This is a genomic window from Pseudophaeobacter sp. A-200-2 (assembly GCF_041008815.1).
Lineage (GTDB): Bacteria > Pseudomonadota > Alphaproteobacteria > Rhodobacterales > Rhodobacteraceae > Phycobacter > Phycobacter gallaeciensis_A.
In genome coordinates, this window is the sequence record NZ_JAXGFU010000010.1 from 139,518 (window position 1) to 156,343 (window position 16,826).

Consider the following 16,826-nt stretch of genomic DNA (forward strand, 5'->3'; position numbering starts at 1 on the left):
ACGGAACAGGAAGCAGCAGATGCCCATCGACGCCGTCGTTTTCGATATTGGCCGCGTGCTGATCGAATGGAACCCCGAGGCCTTCTTTGACGCCCGCCTCGGCCCCGAGCACCGCAAGAGGCTGTTTGCCGAGGTCGATCTGCACGGGATGAATCTGGGCGTGGACCGCGGCGATGATTTCCGCGCCTCGGTCTACGGGCTGGCCGAGCGTCACCCGGAGTGGTCCGAGGAAATCCGCCACTGGCACGACAGCTGGATCGAAATGGCTTCTCCCGAGATCCCGCACTCGGTGCGACTGATGCGAGCGCTACAGGCCCGCGACATCCCAGTGTTTGCCCTGACCAATTTCGGCGTCGGCACCTTTGCGGTCGCGCGCCAGACCTATCCCTTCTTCGATGAATTCGATCGGGCCTTTGTTTCGGGCCGTCTGCGCACCATCAAGCCCGAGCCCGAGATCTACGCGCATCTGGAACGCGACACAGGCATTGCGCCGGAGCGCCTGCTGTTCACCGATGACCGCCCCGAAAACATTGAGGCCGCCGCGCAACGCGGCTGGCACACTCATCTATTCACCACACCCGACACCTGGGCCACGCGCCTGGTGGCAGAGGGGCTGTTGACCCCAGAGGAGGCAAAATGAGCATTCCATCCATCGGATTCAAAGAGGGCGAGGCCCTGCTGGACTGGGTCGGCTTCACCGAGGCGCTGGCCAAGGGGCATGATCTGCCCAAGGCGGAAATCGGCGATACTTTCCTCTACCGTGATCCCGACACGCTGCTCAGCCGCTCGGCCTGGATCGACGGCATGGGGCTGGCCGTGAAAACGGCGACGATCTTTCCCGGCAACCCCAAGGCGGGCAAGCCGATGGTCAATGGCGCGGTCTGTCTTTACTCCGATCAGGACGGTACCCTGGACGCTTTGGTGGATTTCCACCTGGTGACCAAGTGGAAGACCGCGGGCGACAGCCTGCTTGGCGCCATGCGTCTGGCCAACCCCGACAGCCGCGACATCCTGATCGTCGGAGCGGGCACCGTCGCCGGATCGCTGGTCGAGGCCTTTGGCGCCGCCTACCCTCGCGCCCAGATCCGGGTCTGGAACCGCACCCAGTCCAAGGCCGAAGACATGAAGGCCAGCTATCCGCAGATCGAGGTCGCCGCCGATCTGGAAGCCGCCGTGCGCTCGGCCGATATCATCGTCACCTCCACCATGTCATCGACCCCCGTGGTTCAGGGCGCATGGCTGAAACCCGGCCAGCACCTGAACCTGATCGGTGCCTACCGCCCCGACATGCGCGAAACCGATGACGAGGCGCTCTGCCGCGCGCGCATCTATTGCGACAGTTTCGACACCACGCTGGATCACATCGGCGAATTCAAGATCCCATTGGCCGAGGGCGTCATCCAGCGCGGCGATGTGCTGGCGGATTTCTATTCCCTCGACAGCTTCCCTGCCTATGATCCGGAGGCGATCACCCTGTTCAAGAACGGCGGCGGCGCCCATATGGACCTGATGACGAGCCGTCACATTCTGGACAAATGGCGCGCCAGGGACTGACGTGCGGTTAAAGGTCAGGGAAAGTGTCTTTCTTGAAGGTCACAATGGGCACACAGATCAATTCTTGATCTGGCCTGAGAACGTTCCCCCAGACCTGATCGACAGAATGACGCCAAACAAGGGCTATGTGCTAACGTGTAAAGTTGAGAACGAGGCCATTTCACCCTTTGTTGGTGGCATTCACGCAAAGCACCGTCAGCAATCTGGCGGAGGTGATGCGCTGGTCTTGATGTTGGAAGACATGGGCCTCGGACACTTGTCGACAAACGCAACCGTTGAGCTGGACGTGGCAGGTTTTCTTGAGGACAGCTCATAGATCCGAGCTACCGAAATGACATGGCGGGGCGAGGTTCTGGTGTTTACCTCGCCCATTCAAGCCAGGTCAGCCAGCAGCTCACCCCAAAAATGATCGCAACCAATGACCACATGACCACTGGTCGGCGTTTCAAACACTTCTGCAGCCAGTCGATCAGTTCGCCAAGGACGGTTTCCATTCACCTCACGCCGCCACGCTGCCCAGCGGCCGCTCCCTTACCGGCAGGTGAACGATGGCGCTGAAGGCACCGACGGCGACACCGATCCACCACACGAAGGTGTAATCGCCATAGGCGTCATACATCCGCCCGCCCAGCCAGACGCCGAGGAAACTGCCGAGTTGGTGACTGAAGAACACGATCCCGTAAAGCGTCCCCATATAGCGCAGCCCGTAGATATGCGCGACAAGGCCCGACGTCAGCGGCACCGTTGCCAACCACAGGGACCCCATGACGATGGAGAAGACAATCACCGACGTCGGCGTGATCGGCACCATGATAAAGGCCGCCGCCGCGATGGTCCGCCCGGTATAGATCGCCGCCAGCAGGTATTTCTTGGAGTAGCGGTTGCCCAGATATCCCGCCAGCAGGGTGCCGCCGACGTTGGCCGCCCCGATCAGCGAGATCGCAACCGCCCCGAGCGCCGAGGTCGAAGTGATCCCGAGGCTATAGAGCGCGCCGCCCGGCATGATCGGCCCGCACATCTCGGTCACGAAGGCCGGGAAATGCGCGGTCACGAAGGCCAGCTGATAGCCGCAGCTGAAAAACCCGAGGAAGATCAGCGTATAGGAGGGATCCTTGAAGGCCTTGATCAGGATGGTGCCCATGCTCTCTTCAAGCTCAGATTTGCTCGCCATCTGGGGCGCGCGCATCAGCGGCAGCGTCAGGATCAGCGCCAGCACCACGCCTGCAAAGATCAGGAACACGGTCTGCCACGTCATGAAGGACAGCATCCATTCCGCCCAGGGCGCGCCAAAGATTTGCCCGGCAGAGCCTGCCGCCGTGACAATCGCCAGCGACATCGAGCGGTTTTCATCCGAGCTGGCCCGCCCCACGACCGCCAGAACCACGCCAAAGCCGGTGCCCGCAATGCCAAAGCCCACCAGCCATTCATAGGCCTGCATCTGGAACGGCGTCACCGCGCCTGCGCTCAGCACCAGCCCCGCCGCATAAGTAAGCGCGCCAAGGATGATGGCCTTTCTGTCACCGATCTTCTCGGCCACCGCGCCAAAGATCGGCTGCCCGATCCCCCAGGCGAGGTTCTGGATCGCGATCGCCAGCGAGAATTCCGAGCGCAGCCAGCCGAACTCCTCGGCGATGGGGATCTGGAACACCCCGAACGAGGCGCGCACCGCAAAGCTGACCATGATGATCACGCAGCCCACGATCAAAACGGGGGTGAACAAGGGTGTTTTCTGTGCCGCTGCGCTGCTCATGCCGGGTCCTTTCAAATCAGAGCTGCGACGGTAGGCATTGCGGCCCCGGGGTCAATTCAAGAAATCTGCGCAGTCACATAAGGAAAATTGATGTGACCTGACTGCCTTCCAGCCAGGCGCTTGTTGCTTCATCTGCCCGCATGGCTTTTCAACCGCCTGCCTGCGCGCTATGGCTGGCGCCATGACCCAGGTTAGCGCGCTTTATCAGACCCGCAGCGAAGCAGGCCAGATCCGCCCGGATCCGGCGCAGCAAGCTGTTCTGCCGGAATTCGACCGTATTGCCGAAGGGCTGATGGCCCCGCCGGTGAAACGGGGCCTCTTCCGCAAGGCTACTCGGGAAGAGGTCAAGGGCCTCTACCTCTGGGGCGGCGTCGGGCGCGGCAAATCCATGCTGATGGATCTCTTTGTCGATAGCCTCGGCGATATCCCCGCGCGGCGGGTGCATTTTCACGCCTTCATGCAGGAAATCCACGCCAAGATGCACGAGGCGCGTCAGAACGGCGTGCAGGATGCCCTCGCGCCGGTGGCAAAGGAGGTCGCCGACTCCGTGCGCCTTCTGGCCTTTGACGAGATGCAGATTACCGATATCACCGATGCGATGATCGTGGGGCGGCTGTTTGAATCCCTCTTCGAGGCAGGCGTCACCGTGGTCACCACCTCGAACCGGGTGCCGGATGATCTTTACAAAAACGGCCTCAACCGCCAGCTCTTCCTGCCCTTCATCGATCTGATCAAGGAAAAGATGCAGGTCTGGGAAATGGTCAGCCCGGTAGATTACCGGCAGGACCGTCTCAAGGGCTCACCGGTCTATTTCTCGCCTGTGAATGCCGACTCCCGCGCCCAGCTCCGCGCCATCTGGGAGGATCTGTCGGGCGGTGATGCCCAACCCCTGACGCTTGAGGTGAAAGGCCGAGAGGTGGTGCTGCCCGGTTTCAGGAATGGCGTGGCACGGGCTAGTTTTTATGACCTTTGCGGCAAAATGCTGGGGCCGGGCGATTATCTGGCCATCGCCGAAGAGGTGAAGGTGCTGGTGCTCGAGGATATCCCGCGCCTGTCGCGCAGCAATTTCAACGAGGCAAAGCGTTTCGTCACCCTGATCGATGCACTCTACGAGGCGCAGGTGCGGCTGATCTGCACCGCCGCGGCCGAGCCGGAATATCTATACGTCGAAGGCGACGGTGCCTTCGAGTTCGAGCGCACCGCCTCGCGCCTGCGGGAAATGCAAGACAAGGATTGGGGACAGGACGGCTGAGCCTGCCCCGCGCCGCGCAAGCGGCGCCACGCCCAACGGGATGAGATCGCAAGATCGAAGACGGGCGGGAGCGCCCCTGCCCGCCTTTGCCAAATCCCTCAGCCGTTTTCGCGCAGGATATGGCCCGCCAGATAGAGCGATCCGCAGATCAGCACACGTGCGGAGGGATCGTTGGCGATGATCGCCTGCAGCGCCGACAGGGCATCTTCGGCCCGGGTTGCGGTAATGCCGACGGATTGCGCTGCTGCCTCGGTTTCCTCAGCGCTCAGCGTCGCCGCTTCGCCGGGGATCGAAATGGCCGTTAGGCTCTCCACATGGGGCGCGAGCGGTGCCATGTAGCCGGTCACATCCTTGGTGTTCAGCATGCCGCAGATCAGATGCGTTGGCCGTTTCGGCAGCCCCGCCAGCACATCCGCCAGCGCATGACCCGCCGCCGCGTTATGCCCGCCGTCCAGCCAGAGTTCGGCGCCCGCGGCAGCCTCCACCAGAGGACCGGTCTTCAGCCGCTGCATCCGGGCAGACCATTCAGCCCGCGCCATCGCCGCCTCACAAGCCACCTCATCCGCACCCAGATGGCGCAGGACGGCCAGAGCCATCCCCGCATTCTGCACCTGATGCGCACCGATCAGTGCGGGCATCGGCAGGTCCAGTAGCCCGGCTTCGTCCTGAAAAATTAGCCGCCCGCGTTCCTCGTAGACGTGCCAGTGCTGACCGTGGGCGATCAGCGGCGCGCCAAGGCGAGCGGCGACATCCTCGATCACCTCCATCGCCTCATCATCCTGTGGGCCGACGACCACCGGTACGCCGCGCTTGATGATGCCTGCCTTTTCGCCCGCGATCTTGGCCAGGGTATTGCCAAGGAACTGTTCATGATCGATCGACACAGGCGTGATCACCGACAGGGCGGGTTTTTCAATCACGTTGGTGGCATCCAGCCGCCCGCCAAGTCCGACTTCGAGCAGCGTGTAATCCGCAGGCGTGCGGGCAAATGCCAACAGGGCTGCGCAGGTGGTGATCTCGAAATAGGTGATATTCTCACCGCCATTCTTGGCATAGCACTCGTCGAGCACCTCAGTCAGATGTGCTTCGGAGATCAGTTCTCCGGCCAGACGGATCCGTTCGTGAAACCGCGCCAGATGCGGCGAGGTATAGGCATGCACCGATTTTCCGGCCCCTTCGAGGCCCGCACGGATCATCGCCTGGGTCGAACCCTTCCCATTGGTGCCTGCGATATGGATCACCGGCGGCAGCCTGTCCTGCGGGTTATCCAGCGCCGCCAGCAGCCGCCAGACCCGGTCCAGCGTCAGGTCGATGATCTTGGGGTGCAGCGCCATCATGCGATCGAGGATGGCGTCGGAACTCGCTTTGGTCATGGGTGGCTCCCGAACCGGATCTGATGAAAAAGCCCGCCCGCCGGATCAGGCAGACGGGCGCGGCAAAGCACCCAGCGCGGGCGCTTCTTTCTATGACAGGGCTATTTGCTATCGGCCTCTGCGGCTGCGGCAGATCCCGCGTCGTTTTCGACCTTTGGCGCGGGCAGCTCTTCGGCAACCGGTTCCGGCGCAGGCAGATCGCCGTGCACCTGCGGTGGCATGCTCATCAACATGCGGACAATGGTGATCAGCTCCTCACGCAGCTCGGTGCGCGGGGTCACCCGGTCCAGCATGCCGTGATCCAGCAGGTATTCCGCGCGCTGGAACCCTTCGGGCAGTTTTTCGCGGATGGTCTGCTCGATCACCCGGGGGCCTGCAAAACAAATCAGCGCATTGGGTTCGGAGATCTGCACATCGCCCAGCATCGCATAAGAGGCGGTCACACCACCGGTGGTGGGATGGGTCAGAACCACGATATAGGGCAGGCCTGCCTCTTTCAGCATCTGCACCGCCACGGTGGTGCGCGGCATCTGCATCAGCGACAGGATGCCTTCCTGCATGCGGGCACCGCCTGCGGCAGAGAACAGGATCAGCGGCCGGTGCAGCTTTACCGCTTCTTCGGCGGCGGCAATGATCGCATTTCCCACATACATGCCCATGGAGCCGCCCATGAAGGAAAAGTCCTGGGCCACCGCCACGATGGGCGTACGGCCCATTTCACCAGCAGCGACCAGCATGGCCTCTTTTTCGCCGGTTTTCTTCTGCGCCGCCTTCATGCGGTCTGGGTATTTCTTCTGGTCGCGGAACTTTAGCGGGTCTGCCAGCGGCTCGGGCACCTCGACCTCGCTGAACACACCACCGTCGAACAGGGCCGTGAACCGGTCCCGCGGGGTGATGTGCATGTGATGGCCGCAGTTGGTGCAGACGTTCAGATTGTCCTTCAACTCGCGGTGAAACAGCATGGTGCCGCACTCATCGCACTTGGTCCACAGGTTCTCTGGGACTTCGCGGCGCGAGAAGATCGAGTTGATCCGCGGCCGGACGTAGTTGGTGATCCAGTTCATATCGTGCCTCTGTAGGGGCTGTTTGGCCCCTCAGATAAGACTCATTGCGCACAAATGCAATCAGCGGCGTATCGCAAGCCGCGCCGTGAGCCATGTCACCAGCATCATGGCAAAGTCGACCGCCAGCCAGGGGCGCAGCGCAGCGCCATCGGACATTTCATAGGGCATCAGGTAGAGCGACAGTCCGTAAAGACTGGTGGGAGAGGCAAAGACCAGAAGCGCGGTGACGTTGTTGAAGAAATGCACCGCGATGGCAGGCCCCAGCGTACCCGCCCGCGCGGTCAGATCCGCCATCATGCAGCCGAACACCCCGGCCCAGAGGGTGATCAACAGCGCATTCTCTCCGGCCTCGGCCGGCAGGTAATGGCCCAGTGCGAACAGGGCCGACGGGCCAAGGATCCAGACCGCCGGGCTTTTGAAGCGCGCCGCAAGCCCCTGCTGGATATAGCCACGAAAGACGATTTCCTCTGCACTGGTCTGGATCAGCACCACCAGCAGCGACACCGGCAACAGCGACAGCCACAACCCCGGTTCCAGATTGGGCTGCAGCGGTTCCCCCATGTCATAGGGCGGCAGCAGCGACAGGGCGATGCCCAGCGCCAGAAGGTACAGGCTAACCCGGATGAACTGCCGGACCAGCGGTCTCGGATGACCGACGACCGACAGGAAGGACCGATCCTGCAGCAGCCGCGCGCACAGCGCCACGCCCACGGTGATGAACAGGAAACCGCCCAGAAGCACCAGCATCGCCCCCGGCGTGCTGCCATCGCGCAACCCCTGCAGCCAGACGCCGGGGAACAGCGCCGCCAGCAGCGGCAGCACTATCGAGGACAGGGCAAAGCTGATGAGGTAGATCAGAACCAGCCCGACCCCGAGCCGCCACAGTTGCGGTTTCCTGCGGGCGCTGCGCACCAGCGCCTCATGGGCGGTGTAATTCTGTCTACCCAGCATCCGGATTCGCATCCTTCCGAGGTCTGTCTTCACTGATCGTACCGCCCGTTTGGTGGGCAATGGACACCATTTTGTCCCGGGCAGTTGCCAGATTACCCGCCACCGTCTCTAACAAGCGCAGCGCGACGTTGATATCGCTTTCGATCACTGCGCGGTATTCCGCAGCACCGATGCGCAGGAAACGGCAATCCTCGGTGGCGCGCAGGTTCATGGTCCGCGGCTGATCCAGAATCACCGCCAGATCCCCGATCAGCCGCCCCGGTTCGATCACCGTCACCGGCGGCGCCCCGGCGGGCGCATCGGGGAAGGTCAGATCGGCCCGGCCCGACAGGCACAGGTACACTGCATCACCGCTGTCGCCGTGGGAAAAAACCATCTCCCCGGCCGGAACCTCGTGCCAGCCAGCCGAAAATGCCAGAAGACGCTGGTTGCGCGCATCCAACTGCGAGAACAGCTCGGTTGCGGCAATGATATCGAACTTGGCAGAGAAATCGGCCGCGGCGGCGCCTTCCGGGCTGCCCAGTGGGCGCCGCTCCACCCCGTCGATCCGGCCGTCGCGGATTTCGACATAAAGATCGTAGCGCTCCGGATGCTGGATGGTGTCTTCCATGAAGATCATCGTGGTCTGCGGCATCAGATCGCGCAGCTTTTCGCGTGTACGCAGCCGGTTTTCCGCCGTGTGGCTGGCCAGCACCTTGTCCAGGATCAGAATGTCCGGCCGTTTGATCGCGGCCCGGGTAAAGGCGGCCCGTTCCTGAAACACCGGCTCCAGCAGCGATCCGCCCAGTCCGGTCGGCAGATCGTAAAGGATCAACGCCAGCCGTTTGCGCAGCCCGTGGGTATCCAGCACCTCGGCCACCAGCGTTTCAACCTGCGCTGCCCGCGCCCCAGCCCGCAGCGAGATCTTGCCGAAGAGAGCATTTTCAAGAACCGTCAGCCGCGGAAAGTAGGATTTCGGATCCAGAGGTCGGAACAAGCCGCCGGTCTGGGCGATCAACTGGGCCGCATGACTCTGGCGGATTTTCAGGATACGCTCCTTGAACCCGGCCGGTAGCCCGCTGCCGATCTGCTCTTCGGTCAAAAGGAACGGCACCGTCATCAGCAGCGCCTGCTCTGCCTCGGGCAGATCATCAGCCCCCTGCGCGGCATAGCGTTCGGCAGCGCTGCAAATCCGGCGATAGAGATCTTCTTCAAGGCCAAGCCGCTGGAACAGCGGGTGATCGATATCTTCGCGTCCAAAGGTCTTGATCAGGGTTTCCACCACGCCAAGACCGATCCCCATGGTTTCCCCGGTCAGCCCTTGCTCGCGTACCAGTCGCAGCAACAGCCCGTCCGGTGCCAGCAATTCTTCGACCGGGATGTCGCGCGACGGCGCCGCAAACAAAAGGTTGCCCGCCAGTGGCATGGCAGGGTTGAACCGTTCGGGGTCGAAATGGTGGACGGCATCATCCAGACCTTCGGTCTCCAGCCGTTCACGGATCAGCGGGCGCAGGCGGATGATATGCTGCACCAGCGCCGGGTGGGTGCCATCCTGGAACCGCGCGTGCAGGGTGCGCTGGAACAACTGCTCGTCGATGCCCATTGCCTCGATCAGTTGGAACCACCAATCGCGCACATCGCCTTCGGATCCCAGCCCTGCCAATTCGGGATTGACCCAATCCGCCTCCAGAAGATCGCCACTGTTGCCTGCGCGCTTGGATTCGACCTGTTTGCGAAGGGTGGCCTGATCCCGGCTGATCTTGCCCGGGCGGCTGCGCAGCGGCATCAGCACGTTGTCGCCAAGTGATCCAGAAAACAGATAGGGATGCGAATAGGCATAGCCGACCCGGGCCGCGATCACCCCCTGATGCAGGCTGTCGAGCCGGTGCCCCGAGACCTGAATGCTGCCCTGCGACGGCAAGGTTTCACGGACCAGCAACTGGCCGAACGCCGCACGCTCTGCGTCACTGGTGCTTTTGACCGCAACGCGGGCGCCCGCCGGAATGGTCAGCGAAATATCCTGCAGGACCACCGTCCCGTCGGCATCGCGCACCGAGACATTGCGCAACTCGATATCGCCGCGCAGATGCGGGATCTCGCTCGGCTCGCCTTCGATCAGCTCGGCATCGATCATGCCGCGCGGCGCGAACCGCTCCAGCATGATTTTCCAGCGCAGACTCATGTCCTGCACCTGATTGTAATAGGTCAGCAGTTCCTTCCACGGGGCCGACAGATCCTTGTAAGCGGCCAGCGCCGCCACCAGCGCGCCCACCGTGATATCGCCCCGGATCGCCAGCACCCCGCCGGCCGAATAAAACACGAAGGGTGTCATATGGCCGATCAGGTTGTTGAGGAACTTCATGAAGTATTTTTTGGTGTAGATCCGGCGGCGGATCTCGAACAGACGCCCCAGCCGGTCCGACACTTGCGCCATCCGGTAACGCCAGCCGCCATTGGCGCGCAGATCGCTCATCCCGGCGGCGGTTTCTCCGATTTCCGAGGCCAGCATCCGCACCTCCTGGATGCGGTCCTTGTTCAACAGGTTGATCTGCCGCTGCAACATCGGGATCAGCCAGGCCTGCAGCGGGATCAGCGCGATCGAGACCAGCCCGAACCAAACACTTTGCATAAACAGGAAGGCCACGATGGTCAGCATCTGCCCCAGCTGGAACACCGGCTGCGCCACCGCATCCCCCATCAACCCGCCCATGGGTTCGCTTTCGGAAGTGATCATCGACACCAGCTCACCCTGGCTGGTGGTGCGGAAATAGGGTTTCGGGAACCGCAGCATCCGGTTGATCAGCGTGTAGCGCAGCCGCCGCAGCAGGCGTTCGGCCACGATCCCCTTCAGCGTGTTGAGCCGCATCTTCATCATGCCGCCGATCACCACCGCTGCAAGGAAGCCAAAGCACAGGATCAGCAGGTATTCCACCTGAGCGATATCTTGACCCCAGACCATGATGACAGGCGTTTCGGCCCCGATGGCGTCGTTGATGATCCGCTTGGGCAGCTCCAGCGAGGCGTAGAGAAACGGAAAGGTCAGGACCGTCAGCGCCAGCAAGACCAGCTGCTGACGGCGCGAATACGCCCAAATAAAAGAAAAGAGAGTCGCGGGCAGATCCTGCGGGCGCTTAAGCGGCCCGCTGCCCGCCCTCATGGGCGTCGGACGTTTCATCGTGATACCTGTGCCACGGCCGGGCCTGTGCCGGTCTGAAAGAATCCTGCGTAACTATGCATCTGGCTGCGCCTTGGCAAGGTACCCCTCGGGCGGGTGTTCACTCTTGTCGTAAGTGTTTCAGGCCTTTATCCCTTTTGTAAACGCAGGATAACGATAATCTGATGCCGGGGGAGCAGGGGATCTGCGCGACAAAGCAATCATGACGGCTGTCACGGGCACGATCAGGACAATGTGCTCTGCGCGGCGGGACAGTATGCCCTGCGCGCAGCGGCGCCCGCAGCCCCGTCTGGGCATTGCTGCGCTAGGTCTCTGCGCCCTGCTCAGCGCTTGCGGCCAGGTGCCCGGCGGCGGATTTTCCTTTGCGGCGCCCGGTGGCACAGGTACGCCTTCCAGGCTGACAGAGGTCCGCATGCAGGGCGCCGAGGTGGTGCTTACGGCACCGCGCGGCTATTGCTTTGACCCCAAGATGCTGCGGCGCGATGCGGCAGACGGGTTTGCCCTGCTACCGCGCTGTGACCTGCTGGGCGGGCCCGGTTTCTTTGGCAGTCGCAACGCGGGCGTTATCACCGCCACTTTTGGAGAACTTCCGGCCAAAGGCAGAGTGCCATCGGTCTCCGATCTGGCAGCCAGCACGCCCGGCGCCCATATCGTCGCCCGCCGCGAGAATGGCCCGTTGCCCCTGGTTAAATTGGATATGCCGGGACACAGCGCCGCCGGAGCCAGCCCCGAACATTGGCGCGGCGCCATGGTGCTGGAGGGTCACGTGATCGTGCTGGCGCTTTATGCCCCGGCAAAAAGCCCCCTGCTGACCGAGCGCGGCGCCGCGCTGCTGGAGCAGATGGCGGAGCTGACACGGGAAGCATCGCGACCAGAACCCGCCCCCGAGGAAGTCGTACAACGCGCCCCGGCAAATCGCAGCCCCCACCGCACCGCCTCAGGCGCATTGCGTCCCCTCGCCCGCCCTGATGCCCGGGCCAGTCATGCAGGCGCGCCCGAAGGTGACAGTGGCGGAAAACTCTCCCTAAGAAGGCGGATTGCCGGTTTATTTGACTGATGTTGCAGGGCTAGATTGGCGCAGGCACAAACCGCAATACCACCACGGCAACGATAAAGGCAGGGCAACCAAAGTCATGAGCAGGATCCTGGACAAACTGCTGCACCGCCGCGCCTTGCGCCGTTGGCGCCGGATCGTTGCAGGAGCTGGCAGCGCCCCCCTGACCGAATTGCGCCGCCAACGCACAGAGGCGCGACAACTCAAGACCGAGCTGGACCAGCTGATCCATGTTGCGGACGGACGTCTCGCCCTGCCCCAGATCGGCTCCTCCTCCTTTGCGCGCCCGCATGGCACCGATTGGTCCTGGCGCCCCGAACCCTGGCGCGGGCCGCTGCCGGTCGCTGGTCTGTCCTCGGTCCCGTCCAAGGCCAAGCTGGGCGAGGATGTGCAGATGTTCCACGATTGCAGCTATTCCGAGCTGACCCTGCGCCAGCTGCGTAACACCCGTGAAGAGGACCTCGCGCCCTTTGGCCTGCGTATGGATGTGTTCAGTTTCGATGGTTCCTTCCTGTCACTGGTGATCGCCCTGCCCAAGGACGCGGGCAGCGGGCTGACCCGGCAGCATCTGATCCGGGTCGACAGCATCATCGAAACCGAGAAGCCGCTGGAAATCTTTGCCCGGCTCAACATCAGCCATGGCCCCAACACCGAACAGATCGTGCGGGAACTGCCGCTGGGCGACCGCAAGGTGACGGTCGAGTACGATCTTGCCTATTCCAACCTCAACGAAAAGCGCATCGAGAATATCTGGCTGGACCTGATTTTCGAGGCACCGGACATGAACCAGGTGGTCTTGCGCGACCTGACTTTTGCGCGCCACCGCCGCGCCAACCTGTGAGGACCCGTGACATGAGCGACCTGACCGTCACCAAGATCCGCTTTCGCAATGGCAAATGGGAAGGCCGGATCAGCAACGCCCCCGTCACGGGAACACCGCCGAACATCCGGGTTCTGTATCTGGATCAGCCGGTTGAACAGGTCGCACTTAGCGAAGGCAGCCGCGACGGCGAATGGGAGCTGGTCATCACCGTACCTACCGAAGCCATCGCCGATGGGGTGCACAGTTTTGTCATCACCGACGCGGCGGCGGACCAGACGCTGGCGCATTTCACCCTGATCGGCGGTGATGTGGCAGCCGAGGATATGCGCTGCGAAGTGGAGCTGCTCCGGGCCGAGCTTGATATGCTGAAACACGCCTTTCGGCGTCACTGCGTGGAAACCGCCTGAGGCCGTGCACGCTTTCCAAGGTCGGCTTCGATTTCAATGAGCCGCTGTTTGCGCCACAATCCGCCGCCATAGCCAGTCAAGTTGCCATCCGCCGAAAGCACCCGGTGACAGGGCACCACCAGCGCCAGCTGGTTGCTGCCATTGGCCCGCGCTACCGCGCGGCTGGACGAAGGGCGGCCAAGCTCCTGCGCAATCTGGGAATAGCTGCGGGTCTCTCCTGCCGGAATGGCCCGCAGGTAATCCCAGACCTCGCGCTGAAAGGCGCTTCCATGCAACGCAATCGGCGTTTCAAACCGGGCGCTGTCACCGCTGAAATAGCGCTGCAGTTCTTCAGCGACCTGCTGGGTGGGCGCAGGCCGTCCAAAGCCGATGCCGCCGGGTTGCGTGGATTGCAGCCGGGCCATTTCCCGCGGCAGCGCCTTGCGGTCGGCAAATTCCAGCAGATGCAACCGGTGCGGACAGCTGACCGCGATCATCGCGCCCAGCGGCGTGTCGATCCAATCCGCCAGCAGCAGCGCGTCCTGCCGGAAGCTGCCCGGCGCCAGCCCGGTCAGCCGGGCAAAGGCCACGCGAAAGGCTGAAGGGGACTCGAACCCCGCTTCGATCTGGGCGGCAATCACCGGCTCTCCGGCCTTGAGCGTGGTAAACCCTTCGCGCAGGCGTCGCTGGCGGGCCATTTCCAGGAAGGTCATCCCGAAATGGCGCCGGAAACTGCGCCGCACGGTAGAGGGATCAAACCCCATGCGCGCCACATCCGCTTCGCGCCAACGATAGGCGGGGCGCTCCTCCAGCGCCGCCAGAAGCTTCTGAACCATCGGATCCTCCCCGGCTGCCGCCGCCAGCGGCGTGCAGCGTTTGCAGGGACGGAACCCGGCCTCGATACAGGCGCCGGGTGTGGCGTGGAACTGGCAGTTCTCACGCTTTGGTTTACGCGCCGGGCAGCTGAGGCGGCAGAAGATCCCGGTCGAGGTCACGCCCACATAGGCGCGCCCCTCATAGGTTTCATCACGCGCCAGCAGCGCCGCATAAAGCGTTTCGGAATCAGGCAGGTCGAACATCATGCCCTACCCTAACGCAGACCGGTGCCAGTTGCCGCCGGTTTCCGGGCATCTCTTCTCATCAAGTGCAAGGAAACGGAGGATACCGGCCTCTCTCCGGCATCGCGCACCTCGGGCCTAGGCACACGGAGAATCTGCCCATGATATTGAATAACAGTTGAGCGCACACTTATTTTATAGGGAGTTCGGGAATACCGACTGGATCCCCGGCAAAGCCTGTGCCTGGCCAGACGGTGAACGGCTGATGGTCATAAGATGCAGAGGCAAGACCATGCTTGCCTGCATAAGGAGGAAAGTGACATGAAACTTTTGGCGACAGCAGCGACAGCTGTTCTGATGGCATCCCAGGCATTTGCCGGTTCATACGAAACAAGATGCGAAACCCAGATGGTGCCGTATCAGGAGACCGTCAAAGGCGGCAGTCCCGAAAAGGTCATTGGCGGGGCGATTGTTGGCGGCGTGATCGGCAAGGTGGTGACCGACAAGAATGCCGGCGCTGCCGTCGGTGCGATTGTTGGCGGCGCCATCGCCAATGAAACCAGCAAGAACACCGTCACCAGATACAGAGAAGTCGAGACCTGCACCAACGTATTCATTCCGGACCGCATCACCGATGACGCGCAGCTTCAGAAGGTCTTGCTGGATCTGAACGACGGCAAACCCGTGAGCAAGGAAATAACCATGGACGCGCAATACACGATTGGCGTGGCCTACGATGGCAAATGGGGGCCGAAGTCTCAGCTGGCGGCAGAAAAATATCTGGCAAACCTTGCGCCCGACGCGCCGCTCTATTCGCTGGTGGTCAATGACGTGGTCATCGTCAGTTCAGCCGACATCAATGCAATCGATGAAATCAGGGCGGCCCTGCTTGAGGCTGGTGTTACTTCGCAGATCTTCACCGATTTGAAGTGACGCCCTGACAGCGGACGGGTTCAGCCCCCGAAACCAGACATCCGGTGTCAGGGGCCTACGCCTGCATAACAGAACCATTGAAAAAGGCCGCCCCGAATGGAGCGGCCTTTGGACAATCAGGTGGATTAAGGATCAGTCGTTCGGACCCAGCGCCGACAGACCTTTCAGGATGTCGATGGCATAGGCCAGCTGATAATCCTGTTCGCGCAGCTCGGCGGCCTTTTCGGCCTTGGCGCGATCTTCTTCGATCTGACGGATTTCATCCTCGGTCAGGCTGTCGTTGTTGAGACGCCCGCGCAGGTCCGCTTCGGAGCGGGAGCGGTTTGCAACCGAGCTTTCCTCTTCTTCCTCGCCAACACGACGGCGAGGCTGCTCGACCACGATGTCGGGGCTGACGCCCAACGCCTGGATCGACCGGCCCGACGGCGTGTAATAGCGCGCAGTGGTCAGGCGCATGGCGCCATCGCCCCGCAGCGGCATCACGGTCTGAACCGAGCCTTTACCGAAGGATTTGGTACCCACCACAATGGCGCGGCGGTGATCCTGCAAGGCACCTGCAACGATTTCCGAGGCAGAGGCAGAGCCGCCGTTGATCAGTACCACGATCGGCTTGCCACCCGAAAGATCGCCGGGCGTCGCGTTGAAGCGTTCGCCATCTTCCGGGTTGCGGCCACGGGTCGATACGATCTCTCCGGTTTCAAGGAAGCTGTCGGCCACCTGGATCGCCTCGGTCAGCAGGCCGCCCGGGTTGTTGCGCAGATCCAGAACGATGCCGTTCACATTGTCGATGCCACCGGCGGCTTCGATCTGCTCTTTCAGACCGGATTCCAGGTTCGGCGTGGTCTGACGGTTGAAGGTGGTGATCCGCATCACGACAGTGTCGCCTTCGGTGCGGGCACGCACGGCGGTCAGTTTGATGGTGTCGCGGATGATCGACACGTCAAAGGGTTCCGCCTCGCCTTCGCGCACCACGGTAATGATGATCTCGGAGCCGACCGGGCCGCGCATCATTTCCACCGCTTCGTCCAGCGACAGGCCGAGGACGCTTTCGCCATCCACATGGGTGATGAAATCGCCCGCTTCGATCCCAGCCTCATCGGCGGGGGTGCCATCGATGGGCGAGACAACCTTGACGAAGCCCTCTTCCTGGGTGACCTCGATGCCGAGACCGCCGAATTCACCGCGCGTCTGCACCTGCATATTGGCGGCGTCGTCGGGCGACAGGTAGCTGGAGTGCGGATCCAGCGAGGAGAGCATGCCGCCAATGGCAGCTTCGATCAGCTCTTTCTCATCGACCTCTTCGACATATTGGGAGCGGATCCGTTCAAAGATGTCACCGAACAGGTCCAGCTGTTCATAGACCGTCGTCTCGCGGGCGCTTTCCTGCGCCAGCAGCGGGCCTGCGACATAGGTTGTTGCAACGATCCCTGCCAGCGTGCCGCCAAATGCGGCCATCGCAAATTTTTTCATGAAA

14 protein-coding genes are annotated in these 16,826 nt (G+C 62.3%); 7 read left to right on the forward strand and 7 right to left on the reverse strand.

The genetic code is table 11. The annotated features are described in order from the left end of the window. Positions 1-19: 19 nt before the first annotated feature. Both SM766_RS16190 and SM766_RS16195 read left to right on the forward strand, forming a co-directional pair. Complete coding sequence (locus tag SM766_RS16190; protein ID WP_368948449.1) at positions 20-640, forward strand: HAD family hydrolase; 621 nt, start codon at positions 20-22, stop codon at positions 638-640. Further along, on the forward strand, positions 637-1,554 hold the full coding sequence (locus SM766_RS16195) for an ornithine cyclodeaminase family protein (RefSeq protein WP_368948450.1): 918 nt from the start codon (positions 637-639) through the stop codon (positions 1,552-1,554). The genes SM766_RS16190 and SM766_RS16195 overlap by 4 nt, the downstream gene beginning before the upstream one ends. A gap of 499 nt (positions 1,555-2,053) precedes the next feature. Here SM766_RS16195 and SM766_RS16200 read toward each other — a convergent pair whose 3' ends face one another. After that, positions 2,054-3,304 (reverse strand): MFS transporter, encoded by a 1,251-nt coding sequence (locus tag SM766_RS16200; protein ID WP_368948451.1) that lies wholly within the window; start codon positions 3,302-3,304, stop codon positions 2,054-2,056. 181 nt (positions 3,305-3,485) lie between these two features. Between SM766_RS16200 and zapE the strand changes: the two genes are divergently transcribed. Next, positions 3,486-4,556 carry a cell division protein ZapE gene (gene zapE / locus SM766_RS16205; RefSeq protein ID WP_368948452.1) on the forward strand — a complete coding sequence of 357 codons (1,071 nt, stop codon included), beginning with the start codon at positions 3,486-3,488 and terminating at the stop codon, positions 4,554-4,556. Positions 4,557-4,654: 98 nt separating this feature from the next. On the opposite strand, the gene SM766_RS16210 is transcribed toward zapE, so the two are convergent. From SM766_RS16210 to SM766_RS16225, 4 genes are all read right to left on the reverse strand, one after another. Beyond that, entirely contained in the window at positions 4,655-5,929 is a 1,275-nt protein-coding gene (locus SM766_RS16210; RefSeq protein ID WP_368948453.1) for a bifunctional folylpolyglutamate synthase/dihydrofolate synthase, read from the reverse strand. 101 nt (positions 5,930-6,030) lie between these two features. Further along, positions 6,031-6,993, reverse strand: coding sequence for an acetyl-CoA carboxylase, carboxyltransferase subunit beta (gene accD, locus SM766_RS16215; protein ID WP_274833271.1), 963 nt, complete (start codon positions 6,991-6,993; stop codon positions 6,031-6,033). Positions 6,994-7,053: 60 nt separating this feature from the next. Next, positions 7,054-7,944 (reverse strand): CPBP family intramembrane glutamic endopeptidase, encoded by an 891-nt coding sequence (locus tag SM766_RS16220; RefSeq protein ID WP_368948454.1) that lies wholly within the window; start codon positions 7,942-7,944, stop codon positions 7,054-7,056. Next, the gene (locus SM766_RS16225) at positions 7,934-11,080 is read right to left on the reverse strand and encodes an ABC transporter transmembrane domain-containing protein (RefSeq protein WP_368948509.1); all 3,147 of its coding nucleotides are present in this window, start codon (positions 11,078-11,080) and stop codon (positions 7,934-7,936) included. Before SM766_RS16225 ends, SM766_RS16220 begins: the two co-directional genes overlap by 11 nt. A gap of 274 nt (positions 11,081-11,354) precedes the next feature. Between SM766_RS16225 and SM766_RS16230 the strand changes: the two genes are divergently transcribed. From SM766_RS16230 to SM766_RS16240, 3 genes are all read left to right on the forward strand, one after another. Next, positions 11,355-12,155 carry a hypothetical protein gene (locus SM766_RS16230; protein ID WP_368948455.1) on the forward strand — a complete coding sequence of 267 codons (801 nt, stop codon included), beginning with the start codon at positions 11,355-11,357 and terminating at the stop codon, positions 12,153-12,155. Positions 12,156-12,231: 76 nt separating this feature from the next. Continuing rightward, entirely contained in the window at positions 12,232-12,993 is a 762-nt protein-coding gene (locus tag SM766_RS16235; RefSeq protein WP_368948456.1) for a DUF6478 family protein, read from the forward strand. Positions 12,994-13,004: 11 nt separating this feature from the next. Then, positions 13,005-13,382, forward strand: coding sequence for a hypothetical protein (locus SM766_RS16240; protein WP_368948457.1), 378 nt, complete (start codon positions 13,005-13,007; stop codon positions 13,380-13,382). Here SM766_RS16240 and SM766_RS16245 read toward each other — a convergent pair. Further along, positions 13,361-14,443 carry a bifunctional transcriptional activator/DNA repair enzyme AdaA gene (locus tag SM766_RS16245; RefSeq protein WP_368948458.1) on the reverse strand — a complete coding sequence of 361 codons (1,083 nt, stop codon included), beginning with the start codon at positions 14,441-14,443 and terminating at the stop codon, positions 13,361-13,363. The genes SM766_RS16240 and SM766_RS16245 overlap by 22 nt on opposite strands. A 297-nt stretch (positions 14,444-14,740) precedes the next feature. Here SM766_RS16245 and SM766_RS16250 point away from each other — a divergent pair, with 297 nt between their 5' ends. After that, positions 14,741-15,352 carry a glycine zipper 2TM domain-containing protein gene (locus SM766_RS16250; RefSeq protein WP_368948459.1) on the forward strand — a complete coding sequence of 204 codons (612 nt, stop codon included), beginning with the start codon at positions 14,741-14,743 and terminating at the stop codon, positions 15,350-15,352. 132 nt (positions 15,353-15,484) lie between these two features. Here the strand turns inward: SM766_RS16250 and SM766_RS16255 are convergent, their stop codons facing one another. After that, positions 15,485-16,822, reverse strand: coding sequence for a S41 family peptidase (locus tag SM766_RS16255; protein WP_065273605.1), 1,338 nt, complete (start codon positions 16,820-16,822; stop codon positions 15,485-15,487). Positions 16,823-16,826 lie beyond the last annotated feature (4 nt).

What these genes read in the sequence shown, in the direction of transcription:
- SM766_RS16190 (WP_368948449.1), top strand. Translation starts at nt 20, where the DNA reads ATGCCCATCGACGCCGTCGTTTTCGATATTGGCCGCGTGCTGATCGAA.
- SM766_RS16195 (WP_368948450.1), top strand. Translation starts at nt 637, where the DNA reads ATGAGCATTCCATCCATCGGATTCAAAGAGGGCGAGGCCCTGCTGGAC.
- SM766_RS16200 (WP_368948451.1), bottom strand. Translation starts at nt 3,304, where the DNA reads ATGAGCAGCGCAGCGGCACAGAAAACACCCTTGTTCACCCCCGTTTTG.
- zapE (WP_368948452.1), top strand. Translation starts at nt 3,486, where the DNA reads ATGACCCAGGTTAGCGCGCTTTATCAGACCCGCAGCGAAGCAGGCCAG.
- SM766_RS16210 (WP_368948453.1), bottom strand. Translation starts at nt 5,929, where the DNA reads ATGACCAAAGCGAGTTCCGACGCCATCCTCGATCGCATGATGGCGCTG.
- accD (WP_274833271.1), bottom strand. Translation starts at nt 6,993, where the DNA reads ATGAACTGGATCACCAACTACGTCCGGCCGCGGATCAACTCGATCTTC.
- SM766_RS16220 (WP_368948454.1), bottom strand. Translation starts at nt 7,944, where the DNA reads ATGCTGGGTAGACAGAATTACACCGCCCATGAGGCGCTGGTGCGCAGC.
- SM766_RS16225 (WP_368948509.1), bottom strand. Translation starts at nt 11,080, where the DNA reads ATGAGGGCGGGCAGCGGGCCGCTTAAGCGCCCGCAGGATCTGCCCGCG.
- SM766_RS16230 (WP_368948455.1), top strand. Translation starts at nt 11,355, where the DNA reads ATGCCCTGCGCGCAGCGGCGCCCGCAGCCCCGTCTGGGCATTGCTGCG.
- SM766_RS16235 (WP_368948456.1), top strand. Translation starts at nt 12,232, where the DNA reads ATGAGCAGGATCCTGGACAAACTGCTGCACCGCCGCGCCTTGCGCCGT.
- SM766_RS16240 (WP_368948457.1), top strand. Translation starts at nt 13,005, where the DNA reads ATGAGCGACCTGACCGTCACCAAGATCCGCTTTCGCAATGGCAAATGG.
- SM766_RS16245 (WP_368948458.1), bottom strand. Translation starts at nt 14,443, where the DNA reads ATGATGTTCGACCTGCCTGATTCCGAAACGCTTTATGCGGCGCTGCTG.
- SM766_RS16250 (WP_368948459.1), top strand. Translation starts at nt 14,741, where the DNA reads ATGAAACTTTTGGCGACAGCAGCGACAGCTGTTCTGATGGCATCCCAG.
- SM766_RS16255 (WP_065273605.1), bottom strand. Translation starts at nt 16,822, where the DNA reads ATGAAAAAATTTGCGATGGCCGCATTTGGCGGCACGCTGGCAGGGATC.